Source organism: Frankia nepalensis (genome assembly GCF_016786325.1).
GTDB lineage: Bacteria > Actinomycetota > Actinomycetes > Frankiales > Frankiaceae > Pseudofrankia > Pseudofrankia nepalensis.
Genome location: NZ_JADWYU010000097.1, coordinates 106,734 through 133,006, shown reverse-complemented (window position 1 = coordinate 133,006; position 26,273 = coordinate 106,734). Strand labels below are relative to the sequence as shown.

Sequence of the window (26,273 nt, the reverse complement as noted above, 5' to 3'; positions counted from 1 at the left end):
GGCCCGCCGGCGGCGACGCCGCGCGGCCGGTGGCCAGGTCACGAGGCCAGCCTCGCGCCGGCGGTTACCGACACCAAGTCTGCCCCCTGCCGGCCCGGCACGTGCCATCAGGCCGGCAGGACGCCAGCGGCGCCGGCGATCAGCGCGCGGCTCGCCGCCGGGTCGCCGGCGACGGTGACGGCGAGCGCGGCGGTCTCGGCCGGAGTGCGCCGACCGGCGGCCAGCAGGCAGAAGTCGACCACGTCGAGGCACACCTCGGCCACCACCGGCGGGTCCGCGGCCCGGTCGGGCGCGGCCGCTGGCTCCCGGCCGGGGCCGACCAGCCAGCGGGCCACGACGGCGTCGCCGCTCGGCGCCCGCTGGCCGAGGGCCGCGGTGCCCGGCGCCAGGCCGCGGTCCAGCGCGCCGCCCGGCGGGCCGGCGCCGTCCCGGGCGATGGCGCTGGTCAACGTCAGCGCGAGCACGCCACCGGTCACGCCGGCGGCCGCGCGTACCCGGCCCAGCGCCAGCCCCGTCACCGCCCGCAGCTCGGCCGGCTCGAGCGCGGGCAGCCGAACCCCGGCCACGTCCGCGAGCGCGCCGCCGTCCAGCCAGGTGCCGAGCATCCGGCTGGTGAGATGGTCCTCGACCGGCGCCGTCCAGCCGAGCGCGTCGACCGGGAGGCGCGCGCTCTCCGGCTCCCGCCCCGCGAGCCAGGCGCACAGCCCGCGCGCGCCCTCGTGCCAGGTGCGCCAGAGCAGCACGGGCGGCCAGAAGACCGGCGGCCAGAACACGGCCGGCCAGTACGCCGCCGGCCGGTCCGGCGCCGGGGCGCCCGGCCGCGCGGCGCGGCCGCCCGGCACCGCCCCGGTGTCCCGGCCGGTCTCGGGTGCCCCGACCGCGCCGTCCGCGCGGCGGGCGGCCGCGCGGACGATGCCCTGGGCCGGCGTGTCGGAGACGGCGCGCGCCAGGCTGGCCGCGACCGGGATCCCGATCGCGGTGGCGACCGCCGCGTCCAGCCCCGCCAGGCGGGCGACCACCTCGCGCGCGCAGCGCCCGTCCCGGCCGGTGGGCCGGTCCCAGCCCGCGGCGGTCAGCTCGGCGAGCACCCGGTCGACGGCGGCCGTCCACGCGGCGAACCCGGTGGCGCACGGCGGCGCGGCGGCGACGGCCGGGCGATGGGCGAGCGCGACCGACAGCAGCGCGGCCCGCGGGTCGGCGGGTTCGCCACCGGTGGGGCTCGCGAGCGGGCCGGTGGGGCGGGCCCGATGACGCGGGTCGGTCGTGGGGCCGGCCACCGACGGCGGCGGTTCGGCGGCGAGCCGACTGGTCACGGCGGCCAGCGACTCGGCGAGCTCGCCGTCGTCGGCCGGGTAACGCAGCGGGTGCTCCCACAGCCCGACCAGCACCGCCCGCACGATCGCGGCCGCGGCGGCCGGGGCGTGGGTGACGGCGGCGATCGAGAGCAGTCGGTCGCCGAAGCGGGCGTAGCCGTCGGCGAGCGCCGTCGGGTCGCCGGCCACGAGCCGGTGGCGCAGCGAGGCGTGGCCCGCGCCGAGCCCCACCGGCGGATCCGCCGGGAGCTCGGGGCGTCGGGAGCCGGTGATGGCCACGCTGCGCAGTGTCGCACGCGGCGGCGTCCCGATCGCCGCGCAATCGCGATGCTCACGATCGGACCCGCCCAGGCCACATGACCCCGGCGCGTCGGTCCGTTGTCGGCCTCGGCGGCTGTCCGGCCCGGGCCGGCTCAGCGGGCCGCCGTGGGGGCGGGGCGGTCGGTGGGGATCCGCCCGTGCCGGCCCCTGGGCTCCCGTCGAGGGCTGGTGGACAGTGGGGGGCATGGGACGAGCGAGCACGCGGCGGCGGGTGGTGCGGGTGACGGTAGGCGCGCCGCCCGCCGTCCAGGTGGACACCGTCGTCGGCGAGGAGCCGCTGGAGATCCGGGTACACGGCCGGCCGCTCGCGGTCACCATGCGCACCCCGGGCGACGACATGGACCTCGCGGTCGGCTTCCTCGTCGGCGAGGGGCTGATCGGCGCGTCCGGCGACGTCCGGTCGATGCGGTACTGCGCCGGGACCGACGACGAGGGCCGCCAGACCTACAACGTGCTCGACCTGGCGCTGGACGCGGCGGTGCCGGAGCCGGACCTGGCCGCGGCGGCCCGGTCGTTCTACACGACCAGCTCGTGCGGCCTGTGCGGCAAGACGAGCATCGACGCGATCACGATGCGTGCCCGCTACCGGGTCTCCGACGACCCCCTGCGGGTCCCGGCGGCGGTGCTCGCCAGGCTGCCGACCGCGCTGCGCCGTGCCCAGCGGCTGTTCGCTACCACCGGCGGGCTGCACGCCGCCGCGCTCGCCGACGCCGCCGGGCGGATCGAGCTCGTCCGGGAGGACGTCGGCCGGCACAACGCCGTCGACAAGGTCGTCGGCGCCGCGGCCCGCGACGGCCTGCTGCCGCTGCGCGGCCGGGTGCTGCTGGTCAGCGGCCGGGCGTCGTTCGAGCTGGTCCAGAAGGCGCTGCTCGCCGGCATCCCGATGCTCGCCGCCGTGTCGGCGCCATCGGCGCTGGCCGTCGAGCTGGCGGCGGACAGCGGGATGACGCTGGTCGGCTTCCTGCGAGGCGACTCGATGAACGTCTACACCGGCGCCCACCGGGTGCTCGTCGACACCGGCGGCCCGGCCGCCGGCGCCGAGGGCGCCGGCCCGGCGTCGCCTGGCGACACAGCGTCTCCCGACGACACCGCGCCTGGCGACGACACGGCGCCTGGCGACGCCGCGCGTGGGGTCGCCGGGGGCGCCGAAATGCCAGGACATCCGGCGACGTGAGCCGATAGAGTCCGCCTCCGTGACCTGCATCGTCGGGGTGGAGCAGAACGGGCGGGTCGTGATCGGCGGCGACAGCGCGGGCGTGGCGGGATGGGCCATCACCGTCCGGGCCGACACCAAGGTCTTCCGTAACGGCCCGTACATCATGGGGTTCACCAGTTCGTTCCGGATGGGCCAGTTACTGCGCTACAGCCTTCTGCCGCCGGTGCCGCACACCTGGGACCTCGACCGGTTCATGGCGACGGACTTCGTCGCCGCGGTCCGCGACTGCCTGCGCGACGGCGGCTACGCCCGCAACGAGTCCGGCAACGAGAGCGGCGGGTGCTTCCTGGTCGGCATCCAGGGCCACCTCTACCAGATCGACTCGGACTTCCAGATCGGCCGCAGCGTCGACGACTACCTGGCGGTGGGCTCAGGCGAGGACTTCGCCTGCGGCTCGCTGCACGGCAGCGGCGACCTCCCTCCGCAGGAGCGGGTCCGCAAGGCCCTGGAAGCCGCCGTGCACCACTCCACCGGCGTCCGGCCGCCCTTCCACCTGGTCTGGGACCCTGAGGAGCCCGAGCAGTCCGGCTGACCTGGCCCGGCCGGGTCAGCGGATCCCGAACGCCCGCCCGGGTCAGCGGATCCGGAACGGGAGCCGCTCGGCGGCGACGGCGGCCCAGGCGGACGCGCCGGTCAGCGGGACGAACTTCGTGGCCGCGTCGGTCAGCGCGGTGTACTGGTCGTCGGTGAGGTCGATCTCGGCGGCGGCCGCGTTCGCCTCCAGCTGGGCGACGCTGGACGCCCCGGGGATCGCGACGACGCATGGCCGGTGGATCGCCCAGGCGAGCGCGATCTGCGCGCAGGTCGCGTCGTGCGCCGCGGCCACCTCGCGCAGCACGTCCAGCAGCGGCGTGAGCCGGGCCAGGTTTTCGGTCAGGAACAGCGGGCTTCTCGTCCGGACGATCCCGGCCTCCGGCCGGTTCGTCACGTCGTAGCGGCCGGAGAGCAGTCCCTGGGCGAGCGGGCTGTAGGCGATCACCAGCCTGGCGGCGCGCTCCGCGTACGGGATCAGCGCCTCGTCGGGCGAACGGCGCAGCAGGCTGTACTCGACCTGGTTGGACAGCACCGGCGCGCCGAGCGCCGCCTCCGCGTCCTGCCAGCGGGCGAGCGAGTAGTTCGAGACGCCGACCGCCTCGACCAGCCCGACCTCGCGCAGCCCGCGCATGCCGGCCATCGTCGTGCCGTCCTTGATCAGCGGGTTGGGCTGGTGAACCTGGTACAGGTCGATCCGCCGGACGCCGAGCCGACGCGCGCTGGCCACGCCGCGCTGCTCCACCATGGGCGCCACCGGCAGGACAGGGAGGATCTTCGTCGCGACGAACGCGCCCTCGGCGGCCGGCCCGGCCGCGCGCAGCGCCTCCCCGACGATCCGCTCGCTGCGCCCGAAGGCGTAGATCTCGGCCGTGTCGATCAGCGTGATCCCGAGCTCGAGCGCCCGCCCGACCAGCCGGGGAGCCTCCTTCTCGGCGTAGTCCTGGCCGTATCCCCACTCCTTCGAGCCGAACTGCCAGGTCCCCAGCCCGATCTTCGAGATCTTCTTCCCACCCGCGAGCTCGGCCACCGGCCCGGTCACATACCGCATGCTCTTAGTCAACGCCAACACGCCGCCCCGCGCGCCCCGACCCTCCAATGCGCGCGCGCCTGGCCGCCGCGACGCACGCGGTAGGGCCATCCGCCGGCCGCTCCCCCAAGCCGCCCGACGAAATCAATTAATTACATGAGGCGACAGTTTTGCGGTTATCTCAAGACTTACCGGCCGAGCGATGGCGGTCGGTGGTGACCGTGCACACTACGAGTGTGAGTGCACCACTGAGCGGAGCGATCCAGCTGCCTGATGGGACCCTGGTTCGAGGGCGCGGGCGACGGGAGGGGCTGCCAGACGGTTCGACACCGGAGTTCGGGCTCTATCTTGGCAGGTCACGCGGGCTGCCGCGGCGCGGTGCCGCGCGGCGCGGCACGGCGGAGCCGGGAGTTCCTCCTGGATCGCCGACCTCCCAGATCGGCGTCCCGACTTCCGCGATCGCCGACCTTCCAGCAGACCTCCCCGCAGAGCTTCCAGCAGATCTCCCAGATCGGCTTCGCCGATCCGACAGGGACCCCGGGCTCCGCCGATCCGGCTGGAACCCAGGGCTCCGCCGGTCCGGAGGGGACCCTGCCGCCGATCGGGCGGGCACCCTGGATCCGGCGGGAGGCCGGCTGCCGATCCAGGAGGTCCGCTGGGACATGCTGTGGCTCGACTGGCCGGACTTCCGCACCCCTCGTGACGCCCAGACGGCGGCGAAGGCCATCACACAGACCTATGAGCTCGCCCGGGCCGGGCGGCGCGTCGAGGTCGCCTGCGGCGGCGGCAACGGCCGCACCGGCACGGTCATCGCCTGCATGGCGATCCTCGCCGGCCACCCGGCCGACGACGCGGTTGCCTGGACCCGCCGCCACTACCGCCCCCGCGCCGTCGAAACCCCCGGCCAGCGCCGCTGGGTCCGCTGGTTCGCCACCGTCGACCACACCGACGCCGACCACACCGCCGCCCAGCCACCCGTTGCCTGATCGGGCGGTCCCCACCCTCCCTGTCTGGCAGCCCTCCCGCCCTGGCGCGGCCATGGCCGGGGCGACTTGTGGGCGGGGCAGGGGTGGCATATCGTCCGGAACCAGCCGGTGGAACACGTTCTAGTTGGGTGATGGCTGGAGGAGGGCGCGTGGGCGAGTCCGGGGCGGAGCCGTTGGTGCTGGTCGAGGCCGACGGGCCGGTGCTGACCGTGACACTGAACCGGCCCGAGAAGCGCAACGCGACGAACGCGGAGGTGCTCTGCCGCCTCTACGACGCCTGGGGCCGCCTCGACGAGGACGACTCGCTGCGGGTCGGCATCCTGACCGGGAAGGGCCCGACGTTCTGCGCCGGGATGGACCTGGCCGAGATCGGCCGGCTGCGCGCCGGCGTGCGCGACAACGAGTGGATCAGCCGACTGCAGGACGACCCGAGCATCACGCTGAAGGCGTTCCTGAAGAAGCGCCGACCGGCCAAGCCGATCATCCTGGCCGCGGAGGGGTTCGCCCGCGCCGGCGGCACCGAGATCCTGCAGGGCACCGACATCCGGGTCGCCGGGGAGAGCGCCGTGTTCGGCGTGACCGAGGTGCAGCGTGGGCTGTTCCCGCTGGCCGGGTCGGCGGTGCGGCTGCGCCGGCAGATCGGCTACGCGGTCGCCGCCGAGATGCTGCTGACCGGCGAGGACCTGCCCGCGCGCCGCGCCCACGAGCTGGGACTGGTCAACCACGTGGTGCCGGACGGGCAGGCACTGGCGAAGGCTCGCGAGATCGCCGACCGGATCGCCCGCAACGGCCCGCTGGCGGTGAAGGCCATCCTCGCGACGCTGCGCGACACCGAGTGCCTGCCCGAGGCGGAGGCCTGGCCGATCGAGGAGCGGTACGGCAACGCCGTCATGCGCTCCGGGGACGCGGTCGAGGGCCCGGTGGCCTTCCTGGAGAAGCGCGAGCCCGTCTTCACCGGGACCTGACCTGGCGCGGCGCGGGCCGGATCGGCGCAGCCGGTCGACTTTGGCCGGCGGACGGGCGACGCTGAGGGAGCGACGCCCCGCGGCACGGGCGCGGGCCACGGAGCCCGGTCCCCGGCGCGCGGCGCGCGGTCGTCGGGCGAACGTCGGAAGGGTGACCGATGCTCAGCGTCTTCTGTTTCGACCGGCTGGCGGTGACCGTCCGGGACATGTACTTCATCGACCCGGATCCGATCCCGGGGCAGGAGGGGGCCGAGCGGGGGGTGCGCGTCGAACTGCGGCTCGTCGAGCCGCAGCCGTGGCGCGGCTCGATCTACGCGGCCCAGAAGCTCGTCGTCGACACCGCGCTGCTGCGTGTCGACCTGTTCGAGTCGATCGAGCGCGGGCCGGGCAGCAAGGACCGGATGCACCACCACCCGACCATGGCCGACAACGAGCCCGGCGACCGGGTCTTCGACGAAGCCATCGTCGCGGAGCCGCTCGGCTGGCTGCGCGAGCGGCTCGCCGACCCGCTGGCGCTGCTCGCCGCCGCGGGCGTCCCCGGTCTGGCCGACTACGAGGAGTCCGCCGCCGAGCTGACCGCCTCGCTGCCGTATGTCGTCGAGGCGGTCGGCACCAACCTCGATCGGGTCCGCGCCGGCGAACTCGCCCTCACCCGCACCCGTGGCACCTGACCGCCGCCGGGGCTTGACCGACGGCGGCGCGCCGGGATTCGAGCGGAACCGGCCGCATGGTTCGTCGAACCGCGGTCCAGGACCACCGGCCAGCGCGTCGAGCGGGTTCGGGCACGGAGAAGGCAAGCACCACTACTAGAACACGTTCTACGATTTGGGTGTGGACGAGCTTGAGCACCCGGTGTGGGACGCGGACAACCACTACTACGAGGCGGTCGACGCCTTCACCCGGCATCTCGACCCGCGGGACGGGCCGCGCTGTGTGCAGTGGGCGACGATCAACGGCCGGCAGTACCACGTATTAGGCGGGCGCGTCAGCCGGGCGGTATCCAACGCGACGTTCGACCCGATTTCCAAGCCCGGCTGCCTGGCCTCGTATTTCCGCGGCAACCCCGACAAGGTCAACCCGCTCGACCTGATCCGCGACAGCGAGCCGATCCGCCCCGAGTATCACGACCCAGCGGCCCGCCTGCGGGTCCTCGACGAGCAGGGGCTCGAGGGCTGCTTCCTGTTCCCGACGCTCGGGATGATCTACGAGGAGCCGCTCAGGCACGACCCGGTGGCGGTGTGCAAGACCTTCCGGGCGTTCAACCGCTGGCTGGCGGAGGACTGGACCCTCGACTACCAGGACCGGATCATCTCGGCGCCCTACCTGTCGCTCGCCGACGTCGACTGGGCGGTCGAGGAGCTGGAGTGGGCGATCGACGCGGGCGCGCGCATGATCGTCATGCGCGCCGGGGCGCCCACGACGGTGCTCGGCCGGCGCAACCCGTTCGACCCGATGTTCGCCCCGTTCTGGGCCCGGCTGAACGAGTCCGGCCTGGCGCTGGTCGTGCACGCCGGCGACAGCGGGGCCTCCTCCGACGGGTACGCCGACGACGGCCACAGCTTCAGCTTCTCCGGCGCGAGCTACGGGCCGACCATCAAGAGCTTCGCGATCGAGAAGGCGGTGCACGACTACCTGCTGTCGATGGTGCTCGCGAACCATTTCGCGAAGTACCCGAACCTGCGGGTCGCCTCGGTCGAGAACGGCGCGGAGTTCCTCCCCGACCTTTTCCGCAAGCTGCGCTCGCAGGCCCGCAAGCTGCCCGGCTGGTTCAGGGAGGACCCGGTCGAGATCTTCCGGCGGCACGTCTGGATCAACCCGTTCTGGGAGGACGACCTGACCGCCGTCGTCGAGTGGGTCGGCGCCGACCGGGTGATCTTCGGCTCGGACTGGCCGCACATCGAGGCCCTGCCCCAGCCGCTCGACTACCTGCCCGAGGCCAAGCCGCTGTCTCCCGCCGACCGCCGCCTCGTCCTGCGCGACAACGCCCGTTCCCTGGCCACTCCCCGCCCGGCCTGAGCCGCGGCGCCGAGACCCGGCCGGCGGCCGGAAGGCGGGGCCCCGGCCGCGGGACCGGGCGCCAGCCGCCCGCGAGAAGCGGGACCCGGCCCGGCGCGAGCCCGGGCGGCCACCCGCCGCCCCGGCTCACCGGCTCGACGCCCGGCGGCCGGCATGCGCGCCGCCGGACGAGGACGGGGGCAGCCGGCCGGGCTCAGCCGAGGCCGGCGGAGGCGCCGACCTGCGGCTGTGCCCCGGCCGCCGGCTCCACCGCCGCCGAAGCGGGCGCGGCGGGCGCGGGCTCCGGCTCCGGCCGCGGCTGGAACGCGGCCACCACCTGGTCGACCTGGCTGCGCGACTCGTAGACCTGCCGCAGCAGCCAGAACCGCAGGAACTTCGCCAGGGACGCATACAGGAAAAGCGCTCCACCGGCACCCGTGACCGCGAGGAACCCGATGGCCAGGATGATCTGTGACTGGATGTCCCGGGGATCGCTCATGTTGCGGGAGGACTCGTAGGTCACCAGCACGACGACGATGCCTAAGACCATGAGCACGATGCCCACGATCTGCAGGACGCCGTCCCGCCGCGCGTCCTGAGTCCGTATCTTCAGGCTGGACACCTCTGCCTTGAACTGGTCGACCCGGCCTTGTTCCATTGCGCTGTCACGCTCCCAGATACGCGGCGGAGAGATGCTCCTCCACCTCCGACGGTGCACCCACGTTCACGATCCGGCCATGGAGCATGAGGGCCACCTGGTCGGCGATCGGCAGAACCGTGCGGGCGAACTGCTCCACGATGAGAATCGACATGCCCTCGGCCGCCAGCCGGCCGACGATCTCGTACAGCTCGCGGACGACCCGCGGGGCGAGCCCCATCGACAGCTCGTCCAGCAGCAGCACCGCCGGGTCGGTTCCGAGGGCCCTGGTCAGCGCCAGCATCTGCTGCTGGCCACCGGACAGGGTGCCGGCCAGCTGCCCACGCCGCTCACCGAGCACCGGGAAGCGCGCGTACGCGATTTCCTCGACGTCCCGCAGGGAGACGCCAGGCTGGGCCTGTGCACCCCGTGACCAGGAACGGGCCTGTTTACCCCGTGGCCAGGAACGGGCCTGAGTCATCATCCACAGGTTCTCGCGGACGGTGAGGTTCGGGAAGATGCCCCGCCGCTCCGGGATCGTGCACACTCCGAGCCGCGCCAGCGTCTCCGCCGAGGCCCCGGTGACGGACCGGCCGGCGAGCCGGAGCTCGCCGCTCGACGGCCGCTGCAGGCCGCAGCAGACGTTCAGCGTGGTGGTCTTGCCGGCGCCGTTCGGGCCAAGCAGGGCGACGACGGAACCGGCCGGCACCGCGAGGTCGACCCCGTGCAGGACCTCGATCGGGCCGTACCCGGCGCGGACGCCGGCCAGTTCCAGCAGCGGCGGCTCGATGCCGGCGCCTTTGCCGGGTACCGGGCCGGCAGCCGCGGTGGCGGCCATGTCGGTGCTCACGCGGCGCCCTCTTCGGCGGAGCCCAGATAGGCGTCGATGACGGCCGGATCGGCCCGGATCACGTCGGGCGGCCCCGCCGCGATGACCCTGCCGTAGTCGAGCACATAGATCATGGCGCACACGTCCATGACCAGGCCGACGTCGTGCTCGACGAGGCAGACCGCGATGCCGTCCTCCTGGGCGAGCCGGCGCAGCAGCCGCCCGAACGCCTCGGTCTCCTGCTCGGTCTGGCCTGAGGCCGGCTCGTCCAGCAACAGCACCCCGGGCCTGGTCATCAGCGCCCGGCCCAGCTCGACCAGGCGTGCCTGGCCCGTCGGCAGCTCGGCGACGTCCCGGTCGGCGACGTCGGTGAGGCCGACCAGCTCGAGGACCCGGTCCGTCTCCCGGTCGAGGTCGAGGCGACCACGGCCCCTGGGGTCGGCCTTGCCGATCCCCAGGGAGCCTCGGCGGCGCCACGTGTCGCGGATCTGGCCCGCGACCCGGACGTTGTCGCGGACGGAGAGCGACACGAACGGTTCGAGGCGCTGGAACGTGCGGGCGAGCCCGCGGTGCGCCCGTTTGTAGGGCGGCAGGCGGGTTATGTCCGCACCGTCCACGAGTACCCGCCCTCGGGTCGGGGCCAGCAGGCCGGTGACAATGTTGAAGAGGGTGGTCTTGCCGGCGCCGTTCGGGCCTATCAGCCCGGTCACCCGGCCGGCCGCGACGGAGATGGACACGTCGTCGAGAGCGACGTTGCCGCCGAACCTGACCGCGATGGAGTCGGTTTCAAGCAAGGCCATGGCGTGCCTCCAGGGTGGGAGTCATGGCGCGGGTACCAGCGTCCCGGCCGGCGGGATCCCGGCCGACGGGGTCACCCTTCCGGGCACAGCGGCCAGGTCGCCGGGCAAAGCCGCGGTCTCGGGCAGGCCCAGCGCGCGGTCGAGCACCCTCCGGTGCTCGTCCGTGAGGGGGACGTCCACGCCGACGAGCTCGAGGGGCACCTCGGCCGGGCCGTCTGCCGGGCCGGCCGGAAGGGCGCCCGCGCCGGCGCGCCGGGCCCTGACCGCCGGGGCCAACCGGTCCGACACCAGCGGGGTGATACGCGGCCAGATCCCCCACAACAGCACGGTGAGCGCGACGAACCACCAGTTGCTGAACGTGTCGGTGTAGGCGAGCAGGTAGATGGCGGCCTGCAGGGCCAGCCCGGCGGCCAGCATGACCCGGGCGCGCCGGAACACCTCGAAGGCCCTGATGATGTCGTCGACGAAGCCGGTCGGGTTGCGGGCCAGCCCGATACCGATCAACGCGGGCAGCACGGTCGAGAACTGGCTGAGGAACGAGAACAGGGAACTCAGGCTGGCATGGTCGGTGCCAACCTTGTCGAACATGTTCTGCAGGGCCACGAAGCCCACTCCGGCGAGCAGGCCGCCGGCGAACGCCCCGCTGACGTAGCCGATGCCGGCGACGACCACCGTCATGACCAGCCCGAGGCTGACGAAGATGACGAAGCGGTCGGGGTTGACGGACACCATCGCGGCCGACATCAGCGCGCCGCCGAGACCCGCGATCGCGGCCGAGAGCATGAACACCGACAGCTTGAGGCGGACCGGGTTCTGCCCCAGCGTGGCGCAGGCCGCGGGGCTGTCCTTCAGCGCGACCAGTCGGTGCCCGTAGCCGCTGCGCCGCAGCGCGACCATCAGCACGCCGAGCACGGCGAACAGGACGGTGATGACCATCAGGAACGTGCCGCCGTCGGCGAGGTCGATCGGGCCCAGCCTGGGCCGCGGGACGTTGAGCGTTCCGTTCGGGAAGATCGAGAACTCGACGTGCAGCAGTGGCAGCACCCGGGGGACGGTGTCGGCCACGACCATCGTCGAGACGAACACGCCGAACGCCATGGTGGCCAGGGCCAGGTAGAGGCCGCGCAGGCGCAGCGCCGGAAGCGCGACGAGCGCGCCCACCACCGCGCACACCGCGGCGGCGAGCAGCAGGCCCCAGACCGTCATCCGGGTGTCCACGCCGCTGCCGGTGACGCCGTAGTGGTAAGCGATGATCGTGCCGATCGCGCCGAAGGACACCGGGGCCAGGTTGATCTCCCCCGCGTAGCCGGTCAACGGGACGAGCGACAGCGCGATGACCGCGAAGGTCATCCCGATGACCATCGTGTTGACGACCGCCGGCGCCATGATCTCCCGCAGGAGGAACATCCCGACGACCAGGATGACCGCCCAGACCACGGCCGAGCGCATCGTCGGCACCCGGAACCGCTCCCTGGCCCTGGTGATCGTGCCGCCGCGCAGCCGGTCCTGCGGCAGCACCAGCAGCACGACGAAGAGCAGGATCATCGGCAGCGAGATCCGGAAGTTCGACGTCCACGTCCACCGCTCGCTCGGGAAGTACGCGAGCACGTAGTTGTTCGCCAGCCCGAGCACGACCGCGCCGAGGAACGTCAGCGGCACGCTGCGCAGCCGGCCGAACACGGCGGCGGCGAACGCGTCGATGACGAGCAGCGTCAGCGCGTTCGGGTCGAGCGCGCCGCCCAGGATCGGCGTGATGAGGATGCCGGCGAGCGCCGCGAGCATCGCGCCGAGCGCCCAGGACAGCGTGGCCAGCCGCTCCGGGCGGCCGCCGGTGAGCTGCAGCAGCGGCGGGTCGTCGACGACCGCGCGCATGCCGACGCCGGTGCGGGTCCGGTAGAAGAAGAAGCGCAGCCCGACCGCGATCAGCACCGCCGCGGCGAGCGCGAGCAGCTCGTGATAGGTGATCCGGCTGCCGAAGATCTTGACCTGGTTGGTGCCGCCGAAGAAGTAGTCGAACCGGCGGGGGACGGTCGGGTCCCAGATCCAGTTCGCCAGGGCGAGCGCGCCGACGGTCAGCGCGACGGTCACCGTGATTCTGGTGATCTCCGTGGTCTCCCGGAGGCCTCGCATGATCGTGATGTGCAGCAGCGCGCCGAAGGCGGGCGCGAACACGCCGAGCACAGCCACGAGCGCGACCGGGGTGGGCCAGTTCCAGTCGAACCGGACCTGCCAGTAGAGGAACGCCGACAGCATCGCGATCGAGCCATGGCCGAAGTTGAAGACACCGGACGTGGTGCACGTCAGGACCAGGCCCGAGGCGGCGATTCCGTAGATCCCGCCCAGCACCAGGCCGAGAATCGTGTACTGCAGAAACTGGTCCACTGCGGAGCCAACCCGTTCTCGAGTGGTCCTTCTCCGTCGCCCCCGCGCCGGGGGTACGAGGGCTCGGCCCTCGCGCGCTGGAAAAGGCCCAGTGGTGGCCTGCCTGATCGCGCGGATCCTGGGTGCGGGCCTGGTGAAACCCACCGGCCGCGCGGGTCCGGGTCCAGCCCGTCCGCCGCGCCGTGGGTCAGAGGGGGCGGTGGACGGGCTCCTCCCGGACCGGCGACGGATTTCGTCACATCGGCTTCGCCGAAAAGGCGGGCCGGCGGTCCGGGAGGCCGGGTGACAACCGTGCCTAGGCCTGCGGCTTGATGACCTTGTCCGTCAGGTAGTTCGTGGAAATCCGGTCGGCGGTCAGCTCCACGGTCACGAAGTCATCCGGAAGCTTCACGGTGTAGCTCGGCGAGCAGTCGAACTCGCCAACCTTCTCCGGGAACTCCTGGACGTACTCGGTTCCCTTCATGCGCAGCAGCATGCCGCATTCCGGGCCATGGTTCTCCCCGGGGTTGGTCGCCGCGTGCAGGCCGCCGCCCGTCCACTCCGTGACCTTCGACAGCTCGTTGACCATGCACTGCCGCGTCAGCGTCGACCCGCACTTCTTCGCTGCCGTCGCCCACAGCAGGAACGACGAGGTCGCCTGCATCCCCAGCTGGCTGGTGTCGCCACCGTCGGCCTCGACGATCTCGATGTACTGCTTCACCGCCGGGACCCGGTCGGCCTGCTCCATCGGGACATAGGCCGTGCGGACGTAGACGTTGTCCGCGAGGCCGTTGGAGTTGAACTCGGCGAAGCCCCTGACGTAGTTGTTGGTCTCCGTCAGCCAGATCGGATGGAAGTCGACCTGGTTGGCGGCCTGCAGCGCGTTGTACAGCTGCGGGCCGGCCGAGAGGGTGAACCAGACCACCTCCGCCCCGCAGTCCTTCAGCTTCTGCATGAACGGCTTGTAGTCCGGCTCGCCGAAGTAGTTGACGGTCTGCGTACAGGGCAGCCATTCCCAGCCGAACGGCCTGGCGGCCTCCACGCCACGCCTGGTCGAGTAGTTCTCGGTGGCGAGCGTGGTGGTGTACTGGGCGGCCTTTTTGATCTTGTCGGGATGCAGCTTGGCGAACTGGGCGAAGAACGCGCCGACGGTCTCGTCCGCCGGGTTGGGCACGGCCTGGTACTGCATCGGGCCGTTGGCGAACTCCGGGCTCACCGAGTAGGTCTGGACCGACACCAGATTGCAGGCCACCCGGGTCTGCTCGCCGGTCGAGTCGAACGCCCACCCCTGGCCGACCAGCATGAAGGCGGATCCGCAGGCCTCGGTCATCACGTTGTTGGTCTCGGTGATCTTGGCGTCGTAGAAGTCACCGACGATCTCGCGACCGTTGATCCCACCCTGTTCGTTGCACCAACCGATCATCGCCTTGACCGCGTCGCCGATCTCGTGCGAGAGGCCGGGGCTGCCGGTGAAGCCGCGGTCGTCCCCGTAGGCGATGGTGATGCTGGTGTCGGTGACCCCCTGGTCCGTGGCGCCCTTGGCGTCACCGCCGCCGCACGGGCTCGGCAGGTCCCCGAAGGCCGCCGCGGCCGGCGCGGAGGTGGTCGCCTGGCCGCCGCCTCCCCCGTCAGGATTCGCGCCGCGGTCGCCCGAGCCACAGGCGGCGGCCAGGACGGCCACCACGGCGAGGACACCGAGCCGCCGTAATCGGGATGATCTGTCCATGACACGTCCTTCATGAGGTGGAACACCGGTACCGCGGCGCGGCCGGACCGTCACCGACGGGTCGGCGAAGCGAGTCCGCCGCCCACCGGAGCCCACCCGCGAGCCCTGTGGTCGGGAAGGTATCCGCGCTGAATCTGATGGTCAATCAGGGAACGGAACGGCGCATGATTCCGGGGACCTACTGTTAGCCCGGAACTGGAGTCCCACGAGGACAATGATCATCTGATGCGACGTCAGTTCAGGCGGCCTAGCCGCCTGCCGCGTCGCCCGCGTCGCGGGCCGTCCGGCTCCGCCGTCCGGGAGTAGGCCGCCACCGTCCCTCGCATTGTCGGCCCAGGCCCGGCCGACCGGGCCGCGTTTGACCCGGGCGGGCCATCGGATTCCGGCCGCCCGCCCCGGCGCGGCCGGCTCACAGCTGCCGGGACAGCTGGAACGAGCGGATGGCGAAGCCATGACGCAGGTAGAGGCGATGAGCGTCGTAGCGATGGGTGCCGGCGGTCAGGTGGAGCTGGGCGCAGCCCAGGAAGCGGGCCTCCCGCTCGAGCCAGGCAAGCAGGCGGGAGGCATGGCCTTGGCCGCGGGCCGCGGGGATGGTGGACAGGTCGTCGACCTGGAGCACCGGGCCGTGCGCCAGCATGTGCTGCACCCTGAAGCCGGCCGCGGCGACCACCCGCCCGGACAGGGCGTCCCAGGAGGCGACGAGCCGGTAGCCCTGCGGGCGCTGCACCTCGTTGACGAGTCTGACGAATCCGGCCGAGGTCAGGTGCGGGCGCAGCTGACGCATGGCGTCGTACGCCTGCTCGGTCCCATCCGCGCCCAGTTCCGCGATTTTCACAAGTCGTATTGTGTCAGTCGCGGGGCGTGATTACCCGATCCGGAGCCCGGCGATGTCGGCCTCCCCGCCAGACGACGCCCCCTCGACGGCCGCGGGCGCGTCGGCGAGGACCAGCCGCCCCGCCAGCCAGTCGGCGGTCTCGCGGACGAAGCGGGCGACGTTGGCATCGACAGCCAGTTCGTGGCCCTCGCCCTCGAACAGCAGGAACCGGCACTCGACTCCGCGGGCGCGGGCCGCCGCGACGACCTGGACCGCCTCGCGGACACCCACGTTGGTGTCGTTCGCGCCGTGGACGACGAGCAGCGGCGCCGCCAGCGCATCCGTCCGGTGCAGGGGCGACAGGTCCCGCAGCAGGGCACGGTCGGTGGCCGGATGACCGTACTTGCTGACCGCCGACGCGGCGATCCACGGCTCGGTGTCGGCGTAGAACGTCTCCAGGTCGGCCATCCCGCAGATGTCGACGCCGGCGCCGAACAGCTCTGGGTAGGTGACCAGGGCGGCGAGCGTGAGATAGCCGCCGTAGGAACGGCCGCCGACGCCCACCCGCGCCGGGTCCGCCACCCCGGCCGCGACGAGGAAGGCGTGGCAGGCGGCCACGTCGGCGATCGCGTCGAACCGGCCGGCCAGGTCGTCGGCCCGCTCGAAGGCCTGCCCGTAGCCGGTGGAACCGCGCACGTTCGGGGCGAGCACCGCGACCCCGCGGGCGGCGAGCGCCGCCAGCAGCGGCTGGTAACCGGGCCGCTCCTGCGACTCGGGCCCGCCATGCAGATAGATGAACGCCGGCCCGGGACCGGTCCGGCCCGCCGGCAGGTGCAGCCAGCCGGACAGCTCCAGCCCGCCGTGCCCCGGGAAGGTCACCGCCGCGGGCGCCCCGAGGACCGCGGCGGCCCCTTCCGTGGTAGCCCGCTGCGCGGGCAGGACGGCGCCGGGCCGCGGCGGCGCGGGCGGGACGGCGCCGGGCCGCGGCGACGCGGCGACGACCAGCCGGTAGCCGTCGGGGGCCGCCGGATCCAGGGTCCACAGCTCGCCACGAACCCCGGGGCCCGCCAGGGCGAGCAGGATCTCCCCGGACGGGACGACCAGCAGGGCGGTCGCCACCGGGCGCGGCGGCGCCGGCAGCGGCGAGGCGAAGCCGCTGTCCAGGTCGAGCAGCGAGAGCTCGGTGCGCCCGGCCGCGTTCCAGCCGAGCACGGCCGATCTTTTTCCCGGCATCACCGCGCAGAACTCGAGGTCGGCGTCGTCACGGCCGGCGAGCGGCACCAACTCCCGACCGACGAGCGGCACTGGTTCCTGGCGGGTGCGCGGCACGATGGGGTCGCCGGCCCGCGCGGGCTCGGCGAGCGGCAGCCGGAACAGCGCCACCCGATCCCGGCCGGCGTTCGTCGTCACGAGCAGGGACGTCCCCCCGGGACCGAAGCGCCCGGCCGCGACGGTCGCCTCGCCGGCGAGGACCGGCACCGAGGTGCTCGCCGCCGTGTCGACGAGCAGCAGGCGGCGGCGGCCGCGGGAGCCCGTGCGCACGAGGAGCAGGTACCCGGCGCCGTCCCGCCGGGCGCGCGCGTCGCACACGACGAGCGCGACGCCGGTCGCCACCCGCTCGCGGCCGCCGGTCGCGGGGTCGACGAGCAGCGCCTCGGTGTGCCCGGAGGCGAGCGACTCGCAGACCACCAGCCGGTCACCGCCGGGTGTCCACGGCCCGAGCGCCGCGGACGTGCCCGCGCGCCGCCCGGCCAGGCCGGCGGCCCCGGACGCCTCCGTCCCAGAGGCTTCTGTCCGAACGGCCTCCGTCCCAGCGGTCGCTACCTCGGCGGACCCGGCCTCAGCGGACACGGCGGACGCGGCGCCGGCGGGTCCGCCGGCGAGGCGGCGCCAGCCCGGCCGGCCACGGCGGACCACCCGCACCTCGTGCAGCTCGCCGCCGCCGGGGGCGACCTCGACCGCGAGCCAGGCTCCGTCCGGCGACCAGGAGACGGCGCGCGCGAAGCCCGGCCCGGCGTCGACGCGCTCCTGGACCCAGCCCCGGCCGGCCTGTCCGGCGGGTTCCCACGCCCAGGGCGCGGGAGCGCCGTCACGGTCGCTGACGAAGGCCAGCGACCCGCCGGGACCGAGGCTCGGCGCCCACACGCCCGGCACGACGAACGGGTCGTCTCCCGGCCCCGTCCACGGCGGCGCGCCGCGGGCCGTCTCGGCCCCGGCGGTCCGAAGTCCGGCCGCCTCGGCGCGGCCCCACATCGGCCGGGCCGGCTCGTCGCCGACCAGGCCGGCGTCCACCGGGCCCGCCTGAACGGGCACCGACGGCGGGAACAGGTCGTCCTGCAACCCTCACACTCCCTGCGCCTGCAGCCACATCTCCAGCAATGCCGCCTGCCACAGGGCGTTCGCGCCGAGGTTGGTCCGGTTGTCGTTCGGAGCCGCGAGCATCGCCTCAACCCACTGTGCACGGAACAGCCCCCGGGCGCGCGCCGCCGGGTCCGTGAGGGCGGACGCGACCCGGTCGAGGAGCGGGCCGGACAGGTGGCGGATGGCCGGCACCGGGAAGTAGCCCTTCGGCCGGTCGATGACCTCGGCGGGCAGCAGCGCGCGACTGATGTCCTTGAGCACGCCCTTGCCACCGGCGGCGAGCTTGAGCTCGGGCGGGCAGGCGGCGGCGAGCTCCACCAGCTCATGGTCGAGGAACGGGGTGCGTGCCTCCAGCCCGGCGGCCATCGTCATGTTGTCGACCCGCTTCACCGGGTCGTCGACCAGCATGATCAGGGAGTCGATCCGCAGCGCCGCGTCGACGGCCGTCTCGGCCCCGGGCGCGCCGAAGTGCTCGGCGACCAGGTGGCGGCTCGCGTCCGCCTCGATCAGGTGGCTGGGGGCGACGATCGCGGCGAGGTCGGTGTGGGAACGGTCGGCGAACACCCGCAGGTACGCGTCGACGGCCTGGTCCCGGCGCGTGCCGGCGAGCGGCGGGTACCAGGAGTAGCCGGCGAACACCTCGTCGGCGCCCTGGCCGGACTGCACGACCTTGACGTGCCGGCTGACCTCCTGGGAGAGCAGGTAGAACGCGACGCAGTCGTGGCTGACCATCGGCTCGCTCATCGCCGCGACGGCCGCGTCGACGGCCCGCGGCAGCGCGTCGCTGGGAATCAGGATCTGGTGGTGGTCGGTGGCGAACTGCTTGGCGACGATGTCGGAGTAGTGGAACTCGTCGCCGGACTCGCCGCCCGCCGCCTCGAACCCGACGCTGAAGGTCGCCAGGTCCGCCTGGCCGGCCTCGGCGAGCAGCGCCACGATCATGCTCGAGTCGAGCCCGCCGGACAGCAGCACGCCGACCGGCACGTCGGCGACCATCCGCCGGCGCACGGCGACGCGCAGCCGCTCGGCGACGGCGTCGCGCCAGTCGGCCGCCGTCCAGCCGGCGTGCTCCGGGCCACGGGTGAACGCGGGCCGCCAGTAGACCTCGTCCCTGCTGGTGCCGTCCGGGTCGATCACCCGGATGGTGGCCTGCGGGAGCTTGCGCACGCCGCGCAGGATCGTGTGCGGCGGCGGCACGACCGCGTGGAATGACAGGTAGTGGTGGAACGCGACCGGGTCGATGTCGGTGTCCACCCCTCCGCCGGCGAGCAGCGCCGGCAAGGTGGAGGCGAACCGGATCCGGTGGGCGTCGGCGGTGACGTAGAGCGGCTTGATGCCGAGCCGGTCGCGGGCGAGCACCAGCCGGCCGGTGTCGCGCTCGTGGACCGCGAACGCGAACATGCCCGCGAAGTGGTCGACGCAGCGAGGACCCCAGCGGTGGAACGCCTTGAGCACGACCTCGGTGTCAGACGTCGAGAAGAAGCGGTAGCCGGCGGCGGTGAGCTCGTCGCGCAGCTCGCGGTAGTTGTAGATGCAGCCGTTGAACACGACGGTCAGGCCGAGCTCGGCGTCGGCCATCGGCTGCGCCGCCCGCTCCGACAGATCGATGATCTTCAGGCGGCGGTGGCCGAGCGCGACCGGCCCGGCCGCGAGGACGCCGACGCCGTCCGGCCCGCGCCGCTCCATCGCGGCGGTCATCCGGGCGACCGCCGCGACGTCGGCCGGCCGCCCGTCGAGCCGTAGTTCTCCGCTCAACCCGCACATGTCCGCTCCCATCGCCTCGGGCTGGGCCAGGCAGGCCGCGGCTGGTGATCCCGCCGCGGGGTGGTTGCGCACTGGCTCACTGAGCCTTTTCCATCGCCCCCGTGATCTGAAAACTCCGGACTAATGGTGAAACGGCCGGCGGCGAGGGCCCGGTCATCCGCGCAGCAGCCAGGTGTCCTTGCAGCCGCCGCCGCGCGAGGAGTTGACGACGAGGCTGCCGGCCGGCGCGACCCGGGACAGCGCCGCCGGCGCGACGACCGTGCGCTCCCCCTGGTAGACGAACGCCCGCAGGTCGACGGCCCGCGGCTCCAGGCGGCTCGGCCCAGCGCCTCCCGCCGGCCCAGCGCCGTTCATCCCCCCGTTCGCGGACACCGGCGTGGCCGGGCCGCCGTCCGGGTCCTCGGGGTCGCCCGCCCAGGTCGGATGGGTGGACAGGGCGACCATCTCCTGGCCGATCCAGCGACGCGGCTCGGCGAGCAGCCGCTCACGGGCACCCGTCAGCTCATGCGGCTCGGCGTAGGGGCCGATGAGCACGTCGGCGCCGCCGTAGCCGTCGATCGGCTTGAGCACCAGCTGGTCGAGGTGGCGCAGCACGTGGTCGAGCTGCTCCGGGTCGCCGCAGATGTAGGTGGGGACGTCCTCGAGCAGCGGCTGCTCGCCCAGGTAGTAGGTGATCATCCGGTTGACGTAGGCGTAGATCACTTTGTCGTCGGCGACGCCGTTGCCGGGGGCGTTGGCGAGGCTGACGGTGCCGGCGGCCAGCGCGCCGAACAGGGCAGGGCCGAGCGGGCCGCCATCGGCGCCGGTGGCGGCGAACAGGTCGTCGTCGTCGATCCGCCGGTACAGCACGTCGATGCGGCGCGGCCCGCCGCCGGCCGGGTCGAGGTACGCGACGGCGTCGCCGTCGACGACAAGCTGGCCCGGCTCCAGCAGCGGGACGCCCATCTGGCTGGCGAGCAGCTCGTGCTCGAAGTAGGCCGAGTCGATGGGCCCGCTGGTCAGCAGGGCCAGGGCCGGCCCGCCCCGGCGGTCGTGGGCGGCCGGCGGCGCGGCCGCGACCAGCGCGGAGCGTAGCAGCGCCGGCACGCCGTCGAGGCCGAGGATGCCTGGCGGTGGCGCGAGCTCGGGCAGGGCGGAACGGGTGAGCCGCCGGGCGGCGACCGCGTAGCCCGCCCCCGACGGGACGCGCAGGTTGTCCTCGAGCACCAGCCACCGGCCGTCGCGGTCCCGGACCAGGTCGATGCCGCAGACGGTGGCCCGGATCGCGCCGGCGGGCACCACGCGCCCCCAGTGGCGCAGCCCGGGCGACTCGGCGACGGCCCACTCGGGCACGATCTTGTCGGCGATGGCGTACCGGTCGGAGTAGACATCGCGCAGGAACGCCTCCAGGGCCCGCGTGCGCTGCGAGAGCCCCTCGCCGATCGTCGCCCAGTCGGCCGCCGCCACGATCCGGGGGACCAGGTCGAACGGCATGGGCCGGCTCTCGGTCTCGCCGGTCACCCGGAACACCATCCCGGCGGCGACCTGCTCGGCGCGGCGCGCGGCGGCCTGCTCGGCCAGCACGTCCGGGCCGAGCCGTTCCAGGGTCCGCAGCATCGCCCGGTAGGGCGCGCGGACCGCGCCCCGCCCGTCGAGGACCTCGTCGAAACCGTCCGGCCGGAAGTCGGCGCTGGCCTGGTAACCGGCGAGCAGCGTCGGCGCGATCCGGTCCGCCCTGGCGAGCCCCGCCGAGTCCGCCGGTGCCTCCACCGTCGCCCCGGCGGACGGCGCCGCGTCGGAGCCGGGGTCGGCGACCCGGGTGCGCGCGAGCAGTAGATCCGCGACGTCGGTGAGCAGGCCGCGCCGGCGGAACGCACGCCGCTCGGCGGCGGCGGCGCTGCCCCGGCGGACGGCCTGCTCGGCCAGCCCGGACAGCAGCTCCCAGTCCCCTGCCTTCTCCAGCCACGGCCGGATCTCGGTGAGCAGCCGGTCGAGCAGCTCGTCGGCGGGCACCGGGCCGGCGCCGCCGCCGGTCAGCTCTACCAGGTCGCCCTCCAGGCCGGAGCGGGCCGCCCGCCAGGTCGCGGCGCGCAGCAGCTCGGGCCGTGGGACGGGCGCCTGCCGGCCGGCATCGATCTGGTCGACGGCGTGGCCGACCAGGCCGCGGAACAGGCCCGCGATGAGGACCACCGTGTCGACGTCCGGGCAGGCGTCGCAGACCCGCAGCTCGACGGTGGGCAGGTGCGCCGACGGGCGGATGTCGAAGTAGACCATGCCCGGGTCGCTGATGACTCCTGACTTGACCAGGTCCGTGACCAGCTGGTCGTACTCGGAGGCGGTCGGAAACGCGGCGGCGACGCCCGCGGTGGGCCAGCGCTGCCAGACCATGGTGCGCATGCTGGCGTAGCCGCTGTCGGCGCCCATCCAGTACGGCGAGCTCGCCGAGAGCGCCAGCATGAGCGGCAGCCAGGGCGAGATGTACCCGATAACCGCCATCGCGGCGTCGCGGTCGGCGACGTCGACGTGCACGTGCGCCCCGCAGATCACCTGTTCGCGGGCGAGGATCTGGTACTCCTCGGTCATCTGCAGGTAACGCGGGTCGCGGCTGATCTCGAGCGTCGCCGGGTCGACGATCGGCACCGTGCCGGCGGCCACCGGTCCCAGGCCGAGCGATTCGGCGGCGGCGGCCAGCTGCCGGCGCGAGTCGACGAGGTCGGCGCGCAGCGCGGCAAGGTCACGGGTGGGGGCGCTGTTGGTCTCGACGACGGACTTCAGCAGCTCCCCGGTGAAGCGGTCGCCGGCTGGCAGCACCTCAAGGATCTCCTCGGCCCGAGGCACAAGCTGGCGCGTCGCCAGATCGAGGATGTGAAACTCCTCCTCGACGCCGACTGCGGGAATCAGCGGGCCGCTCATGGCCACCGACGCTACGTCGCCGCCGTTACGACGGCATGTCCTGACCGCGGCGAACCGCCCATTCAGCTCCTCATCGGCCAGATCGCCGATGACACCCGGTGACTGCACCACAACTCACCACCCGTGATCGCGACGCTACGCTTACGTTCCAGGCATGATTCGCCCGCCGGAGGGGTACGCCAGCCGGCTTCCTCCACCTCCCCGGACGCGACATCACGATGAGCGACGGGCGATCCGAACACCCGACCGACGGCCGGGCCCGGCGTACTGTGACAACCATGCCCGCGAATATCGGCCCGAATGCACTGGAAATGATTTCGGAAACCGCTGCGGCTTCAATTCGTCCGGGTGTTGCGGGAATCACGGTTTACCCGTCGACGGGCCGCGGCCCAGCCGGGTCGGCGCCTCGGTGAGCGGCGTCAGAGATCAGGCGACAGGCATGGGCCACGACGCCGACGGAGGCGGCCCCGCTGGAGGCGGCGGCAGGCGGCCGGACGACGCTTGCGCGCCAGGCGAGTCCACGTCCGCGGCCGTCGATCACAACCGGATGCCCGGCCGCGGCGCCCAGGCGGCGGCGCGCGCCCACGTCGGCCACGCGCCGCGGCCCGGCACGGCGGACGTGCACAGCCATGCCGATGGGCATGACCATGCCGATGAGCACGGCCATACCGATGAGCACGGCCACGCCGGCGACCATGTGCCTCAGCACGACGAGCACGGGACCGGCGGACATGGGCATGTGCACAGGCACGGGCACGGCGGGCACCAGCACCGGCCGTCGGCGTCAGCGGACGCCCGGCTGCTGTGGGCGGCGCTGGCGCTGATCGGCGGCTTCATGGTCGTCGAGGTCGTCATCGGCCTGCTGGTCGGCTCGGTCGCGCTGCTGTCGGACGCCGCGCACATGCTCACCGACGCCGCCGCGCTCGCGCTGGCGCTGGTCGCGATGCGGCTGGCCGCCCGGCCGGCCGGCGGGCGGCTGACCTACGGCTGGCGCCGGGTCGAGATCCTCTCGGCCCAGGCGAACGGCTTCACGCTGCTGGCGTTCGCCGTGGTGCTCGCCATCGAGGCCGGCCAGCGACTTGCCCACCCGCCCGAGGTGGCCGGCTTCCCGGTGCTGGTCACGGCGCTCGCCGGCATCGTCGTCAACATCGCCGCGACGGCGCTGCTCGCCCGCGCCGACCGGCGCAGCCTGAACGTCGAGGGCGCCTTCCAGCATGTGCTCACGGACCTGTTCGCGTTCATCGCGACGGCGCTCGCCGGCGCCGTCATCCTGCTCACCGGCTTCACCCGCGCCGACCCGCTGGCCGCGCTGGTCGTGGCCGCCCTGATGATCCGCGCCGGCGTCGGCCTGATCCGCGACACCGGCCGGGTCATCATGGAGGCGGCCCCGGTCGGCATCGACCCCGCCGAGATCGGCCAGGCGCTCGCCGCCATCGACGAGGTCACCGACGTGCACGACCTGCACGTCTGGGAGGTCACCTCCGGCATGCCCGCCCTGTCGGCGCATCTGCTGGTCGACGAGGCCGGCGACTGCCACCGCGTCCAGGACACCGCCCGCCTGCTGCTGCGCGACCGCTGGCACATCGACCACGTCACCCTCCAGGTCGACCACGCCGAGCCCACCGCCTTCACGGTCACCCTCGGCCCCCGCTGGCAGTGCTCCGTCACCGCCCCGCCGCCCAGTGGCGAAGGCCGGCGACATCCGGTCTGATCAGCCGACGGCTGTCAAGCTGGCAGGAGACCGGGGGGCGAATCGCCCGAATTAGGACTGTCGGACCCGACAGGCATCATCTCGGGCATGCCCTCCAGTGCCCACGAGACGCCGATCGAGCTGATCCGGCTCGATCCGTCCCTGCCCGACTGGGTCCAGACCGAGTTGCTCGGCGACGACGCGCCGGCCTTCGAGCACGCCAGGCTCCACGACCCGAACGTCCGCACGCGCACCTACCAGGCCGACGCGATGGTGCTGCTGTGCGGGCCGGACGACAAGCCCACCCGCGCCACCGTCTACGAGAACCAGCGCCGCCGGGATCCGGACAAGCTGGGCACCTGGAAGCTGTACATCGGCCAGATGGAGTCCGAGTTCCGGGTCAAGGCCTCGCTGGTGGTCTTCGTCCCCGACGCGACGGTGGCCAAGTGGTACCGCGAGCAGATCGCCCTCGACACCCGCAGCGGCGCGTGGCTGCGGCCCTGGTTCTTCACCCCCGCGGACGTGCCGCTGATCGTCGACGAGCGGCTGGCGGTGACCCGGCCCGCGCGGGTGCTGCTCTCGGCCATGTGCCATCTCGACGACGCCGCCATCGACGCGATGTTCCCAGCGCTGCTGGCCGCACTGAACGCGCTGGAACCAGATGTGAAGATCTTTTACGATGATGAGACCGCGGGCAGCCTGCCCGCGGCCGCCCGGGCACGATGGGAGGCGTTCCTGATGACCACGGCTCTCGGCCGGCGGTACCACAACGAGCGATACAACGAGATCGACGCCCGCGCCGAAGCCCGAGGCGAGGCCCGGGGCGAGGCGAGAGCGGTGCTGACAGTCCTGGAGGCACGCGGCCTGCCCGTGACCGACACACTCCGCGAGAGAATCATGGCCTGCACCGACCTCGACCAGCTCAGCCACTGGCTACGCCACGCCAGCACCGCCACCACCACCGAAGACGTCGAGGACCTCCTCCGATAGGTCCACGGCCGATTTAACCGCAAAACTTACCGCAAGACCTGGCCTTTCGTTCACGGCAAGAATCGAATGGAGGCCCCCAGGTTCCCCGAAGAACTCTCTGGTTTCACAAGCCTACGAAGAAACGATCACCTCTGCAAATCGGCTAACAGACCGATAGGCGGCGCCGGTCGCGTCCGCCTCGACCTAGCGAACCGATGCCCTTAGCCGAACCGGACAAGAAGTATCCCGGCAGCACTGAGCTCTGAACCTCGACCCACAAGTCGTTTCGACAGTCTTTATGTGATCGGTCCCGCTTTGTCTGCCAGCTCCCACGCGATCTCTGATCAGCGCAACGTCTCAAGCTCGCCGCTCGTGGCCGCCCGTGCCCCAGCGGGTGCGCGCGGCGTCAAAAAGGGCAGCGAAATTTCACCAGTACCAGCCATTGGGCAGATGCAGAACACTGTATCTTCAGGTCGGCGATGACCTGTTCGAGATAGCGTGTCCCCGCGACAGTGTTCCCACCCACAGTCAACTGGTCAATTTTGGTAGGTCCAGCCTGCTGGCAGACAGAAGACACGGCTGCCACAAAGCCGATCGAAATGGCTCTCGCGGATCTTAGTCGAGCCAACCTTGCACGTTCGACCCGGAGTCGATCGGAAACCCGCTCCCGGACTCCATTTTTCTCCCAACTATCTTCTCGTAGGCCTCTGACGGTAGATAAAGAAGCCTCTCAGCCCTCTGGACGAACGGGGTCGCGAACCGCGCAAATTCATCATTGAATCGCAGCGTCGCATCGTAAACATCCTCACCCGCAAGAATGCAGGCACACCGCGCATACAAAAACTGGTCGTCCGTCTGAGGGAATGTCATCCCTCGGACATTGACGGGTATCTCCGCCAACCCCCTTCTATCCAGGCGATACAGCGCCTCACGCAACTTCTCCGAAAACCGAACTAGCTCTTCTGGGCCAAGCACAGCGAGCCGCCCCGAGAGCTTCTCCAACGCACTATCGACATCACTCGCGTCTCGAAGCTCACTCGATCCAACTATCCGCCAGAAATTGACCACAAAAA

Annotated in this window: 20 protein-coding genes; 8 read left to right on the top strand and 12 right to left on the bottom strand. The window is 72.7% G+C overall.

The window, feature by feature from the left end:
- Window positions 1-107: 107 nt before the first annotated feature.
- Window positions 108-1,592 (bottom strand): hypothetical protein, encoded by a 1,485-nt coding sequence (locus I6A81_RS09420; protein WP_203010152.1) that lies wholly within the window; start codon window positions 1,590-1,592, stop codon window positions 108-110.
- 226 nt (window positions 1,593-1,818) lie between these two features.
- Here I6A81_RS09420 and fdhD point away from each other — a divergent pair, with 226 nt between their 5' ends.
- Complete coding sequence (fdhD, locus tag I6A81_RS09415; protein ID WP_238428851.1) at window positions 1,819-2,808, top strand: formate dehydrogenase accessory sulfurtransferase FdhD; 990 nt, start codon at window positions 1,819-1,821, stop codon at window positions 2,806-2,808.
- Between the two features lie 19 nt (window positions 2,809-2,827).
- On the top strand, window positions 2,828-3,382 hold the full coding sequence (locus I6A81_RS09410; protein ID WP_203002399.1) for an Ntn hydrolase family protein: 555 nt from the start codon (window positions 2,828-2,830) through the stop codon (window positions 3,380-3,382).
- 42 nt (window positions 3,383-3,424) lie between these two features.
- On the opposite strand, the gene I6A81_RS09405 is transcribed toward I6A81_RS09410, so the two are convergent.
- On the bottom strand, window positions 3,425-4,432 hold the full coding sequence (locus I6A81_RS09405; protein ID WP_203002400.1) for an aldo/keto reductase: 1,008 nt from the start codon (window positions 4,430-4,432) through the stop codon (window positions 3,425-3,427).
- 641 nt (window positions 4,433-5,073) lie between these two features.
- On the opposite strand from I6A81_RS09405, the gene I6A81_RS09400 reads away from it, so the two are divergent.
- From I6A81_RS09400 to I6A81_RS09385, 4 genes are all read left to right on the top strand, one after another.
- Window positions 5,074-5,397 carry a protein-tyrosine phosphatase family protein gene (locus I6A81_RS09400; protein WP_203002401.1) on the top strand — a complete coding sequence of 108 codons (324 nt, stop codon included), beginning with the start codon at window positions 5,074-5,076 and terminating at the stop codon, window positions 5,395-5,397.
- A gap of 149 nt (window positions 5,398-5,546) precedes the next feature.
- Window positions 5,547-6,362, top strand: a complete 816-nt coding sequence (locus I6A81_RS09395) for a crotonase/enoyl-CoA hydratase family protein (RefSeq protein ID WP_307874554.1) — start codon at window positions 5,547-5,549, stop codon at window positions 6,360-6,362.
- A 158-nt stretch (window positions 6,363-6,520) separates the two neighbouring features.
- Entirely contained in the window at window positions 6,521-7,033 is a 513-nt protein-coding gene (locus tag I6A81_RS09390) for a hypothetical protein (protein WP_203002403.1), read from the top strand.
- Between the two features lie 160 nt (window positions 7,034-7,193).
- Window positions 7,194-8,378 (top strand): amidohydrolase family protein, encoded by a 1,185-nt coding sequence (locus I6A81_RS09385; RefSeq protein ID WP_203002404.1) that lies wholly within the window; start codon window positions 7,194-7,196, stop codon window positions 8,376-8,378.
- 193 nt (window positions 8,379-8,571) lie between these two features.
- Here the strand turns inward: I6A81_RS09385 and I6A81_RS09380 are convergent, their stop codons facing one another.
- The 9 genes from I6A81_RS09380 to I6A81_RS09340 form a co-directional block, all read right to left on the bottom strand.
- Window positions 8,572-9,015, bottom strand: a complete 444-nt coding sequence (locus I6A81_RS09380; protein ID WP_238428853.1) for a hypothetical protein — start codon at window positions 9,013-9,015, stop codon at window positions 8,572-8,574.
- A 7-nt stretch (window positions 9,016-9,022) separates the two neighbouring features.
- Window positions 9,023-9,832: an ABC transporter ATP-binding protein gene (locus I6A81_RS09375; protein WP_203002422.1), complete on the bottom strand. Its 810-nt coding sequence runs from the start codon at window positions 9,830-9,832 to the stop codon at window positions 9,023-9,025.
- An 8-nt stretch (window positions 9,833-9,840) separates the two neighbouring features.
- The gene (locus I6A81_RS09370) at window positions 9,841-10,623 is read right to left on the bottom strand and encodes an ABC transporter ATP-binding protein (RefSeq protein WP_203002405.1); all 783 of its coding nucleotides are present in this window, start codon (window positions 10,621-10,623) and stop codon (window positions 9,841-9,843) included.
- Between the two features lie 21 nt (window positions 10,624-10,644).
- Window positions 10,645-13,005: a branched-chain amino acid ABC transporter permease gene (locus tag I6A81_RS09365; RefSeq protein ID WP_203002406.1), complete on the bottom strand. Its 2,361-nt coding sequence runs from the start codon at window positions 13,003-13,005 to the stop codon at window positions 10,645-10,647.
- Between the two features lie 295 nt (window positions 13,006-13,300).
- Complete coding sequence (locus I6A81_RS09360) at window positions 13,301-14,710, bottom strand: ABC transporter substrate-binding protein (RefSeq protein ID WP_203002407.1); 1,410 nt, start codon at window positions 14,708-14,710, stop codon at window positions 13,301-13,303.
- Window positions 14,711-15,119: 409 nt separating this feature from the next.
- Window positions 15,120-15,545, bottom strand: coding sequence for a GNAT family N-acetyltransferase (locus tag I6A81_RS09355; RefSeq protein ID WP_203002408.1), 426 nt, complete (start codon window positions 15,543-15,545; stop codon window positions 15,120-15,122).
- Window positions 15,546-15,575: 30 nt separating this feature from the next.
- A complete protein-coding gene (locus I6A81_RS09350; protein ID WP_203002409.1) occupies window positions 15,576-17,864 on the bottom strand; it encodes a S9 family peptidase in 2,289 nt (762 codons plus the stop codon).
- 3 nt (window positions 17,865-17,867) lie between these two features.
- Window positions 17,868-19,649 (bottom strand): N-acetylglutaminylglutamine amidotransferase, encoded by a 1,782-nt coding sequence (locus tag I6A81_RS09345; protein WP_203002410.1) that lies wholly within the window; start codon window positions 19,647-19,649, stop codon window positions 17,868-17,870.
- Between the two features lie 153 nt (window positions 19,650-19,802).
- Complete coding sequence (locus I6A81_RS09340) at window positions 19,803-22,541, bottom strand: carboxylate--amine ligase/circularly permuted type 2 ATP-grasp protein (protein ID WP_203002411.1); 2,739 nt, start codon at window positions 22,539-22,541, stop codon at window positions 19,803-19,805.
- A 547-nt stretch (window positions 22,542-23,088) separates the two neighbouring features.
- Between I6A81_RS09340 and I6A81_RS09335 the strand changes: the two genes are divergently transcribed.
- Both I6A81_RS09335 and I6A81_RS09330 read left to right on the top strand, forming a co-directional pair.
- Window positions 23,089-24,252 (top strand): cation diffusion facilitator family transporter, encoded by a 1,164-nt coding sequence (locus I6A81_RS09335; protein ID WP_238428854.1) that lies wholly within the window; start codon window positions 23,089-23,091, stop codon window positions 24,250-24,252.
- A gap of 87 nt (window positions 24,253-24,339) precedes the next feature.
- Window positions 24,340-25,221 (top strand): hypothetical protein, encoded by an 882-nt coding sequence (locus tag I6A81_RS09330; protein WP_203002412.1) that lies wholly within the window; start codon window positions 24,340-24,342, stop codon window positions 25,219-25,221.
- A 594-nt stretch (window positions 25,222-25,815) separates the two neighbouring features.
- Here I6A81_RS09330 and I6A81_RS09325 read toward each other — a convergent pair.
- Window positions 25,816-26,268, bottom strand: coding sequence for a DUF4240 domain-containing protein (locus I6A81_RS09325; protein WP_203002413.1), 453 nt, complete (start codon window positions 26,266-26,268; stop codon window positions 25,816-25,818).
- Between the last annotated feature and the right edge of the window lie 5 nt (window positions 26,269-26,273).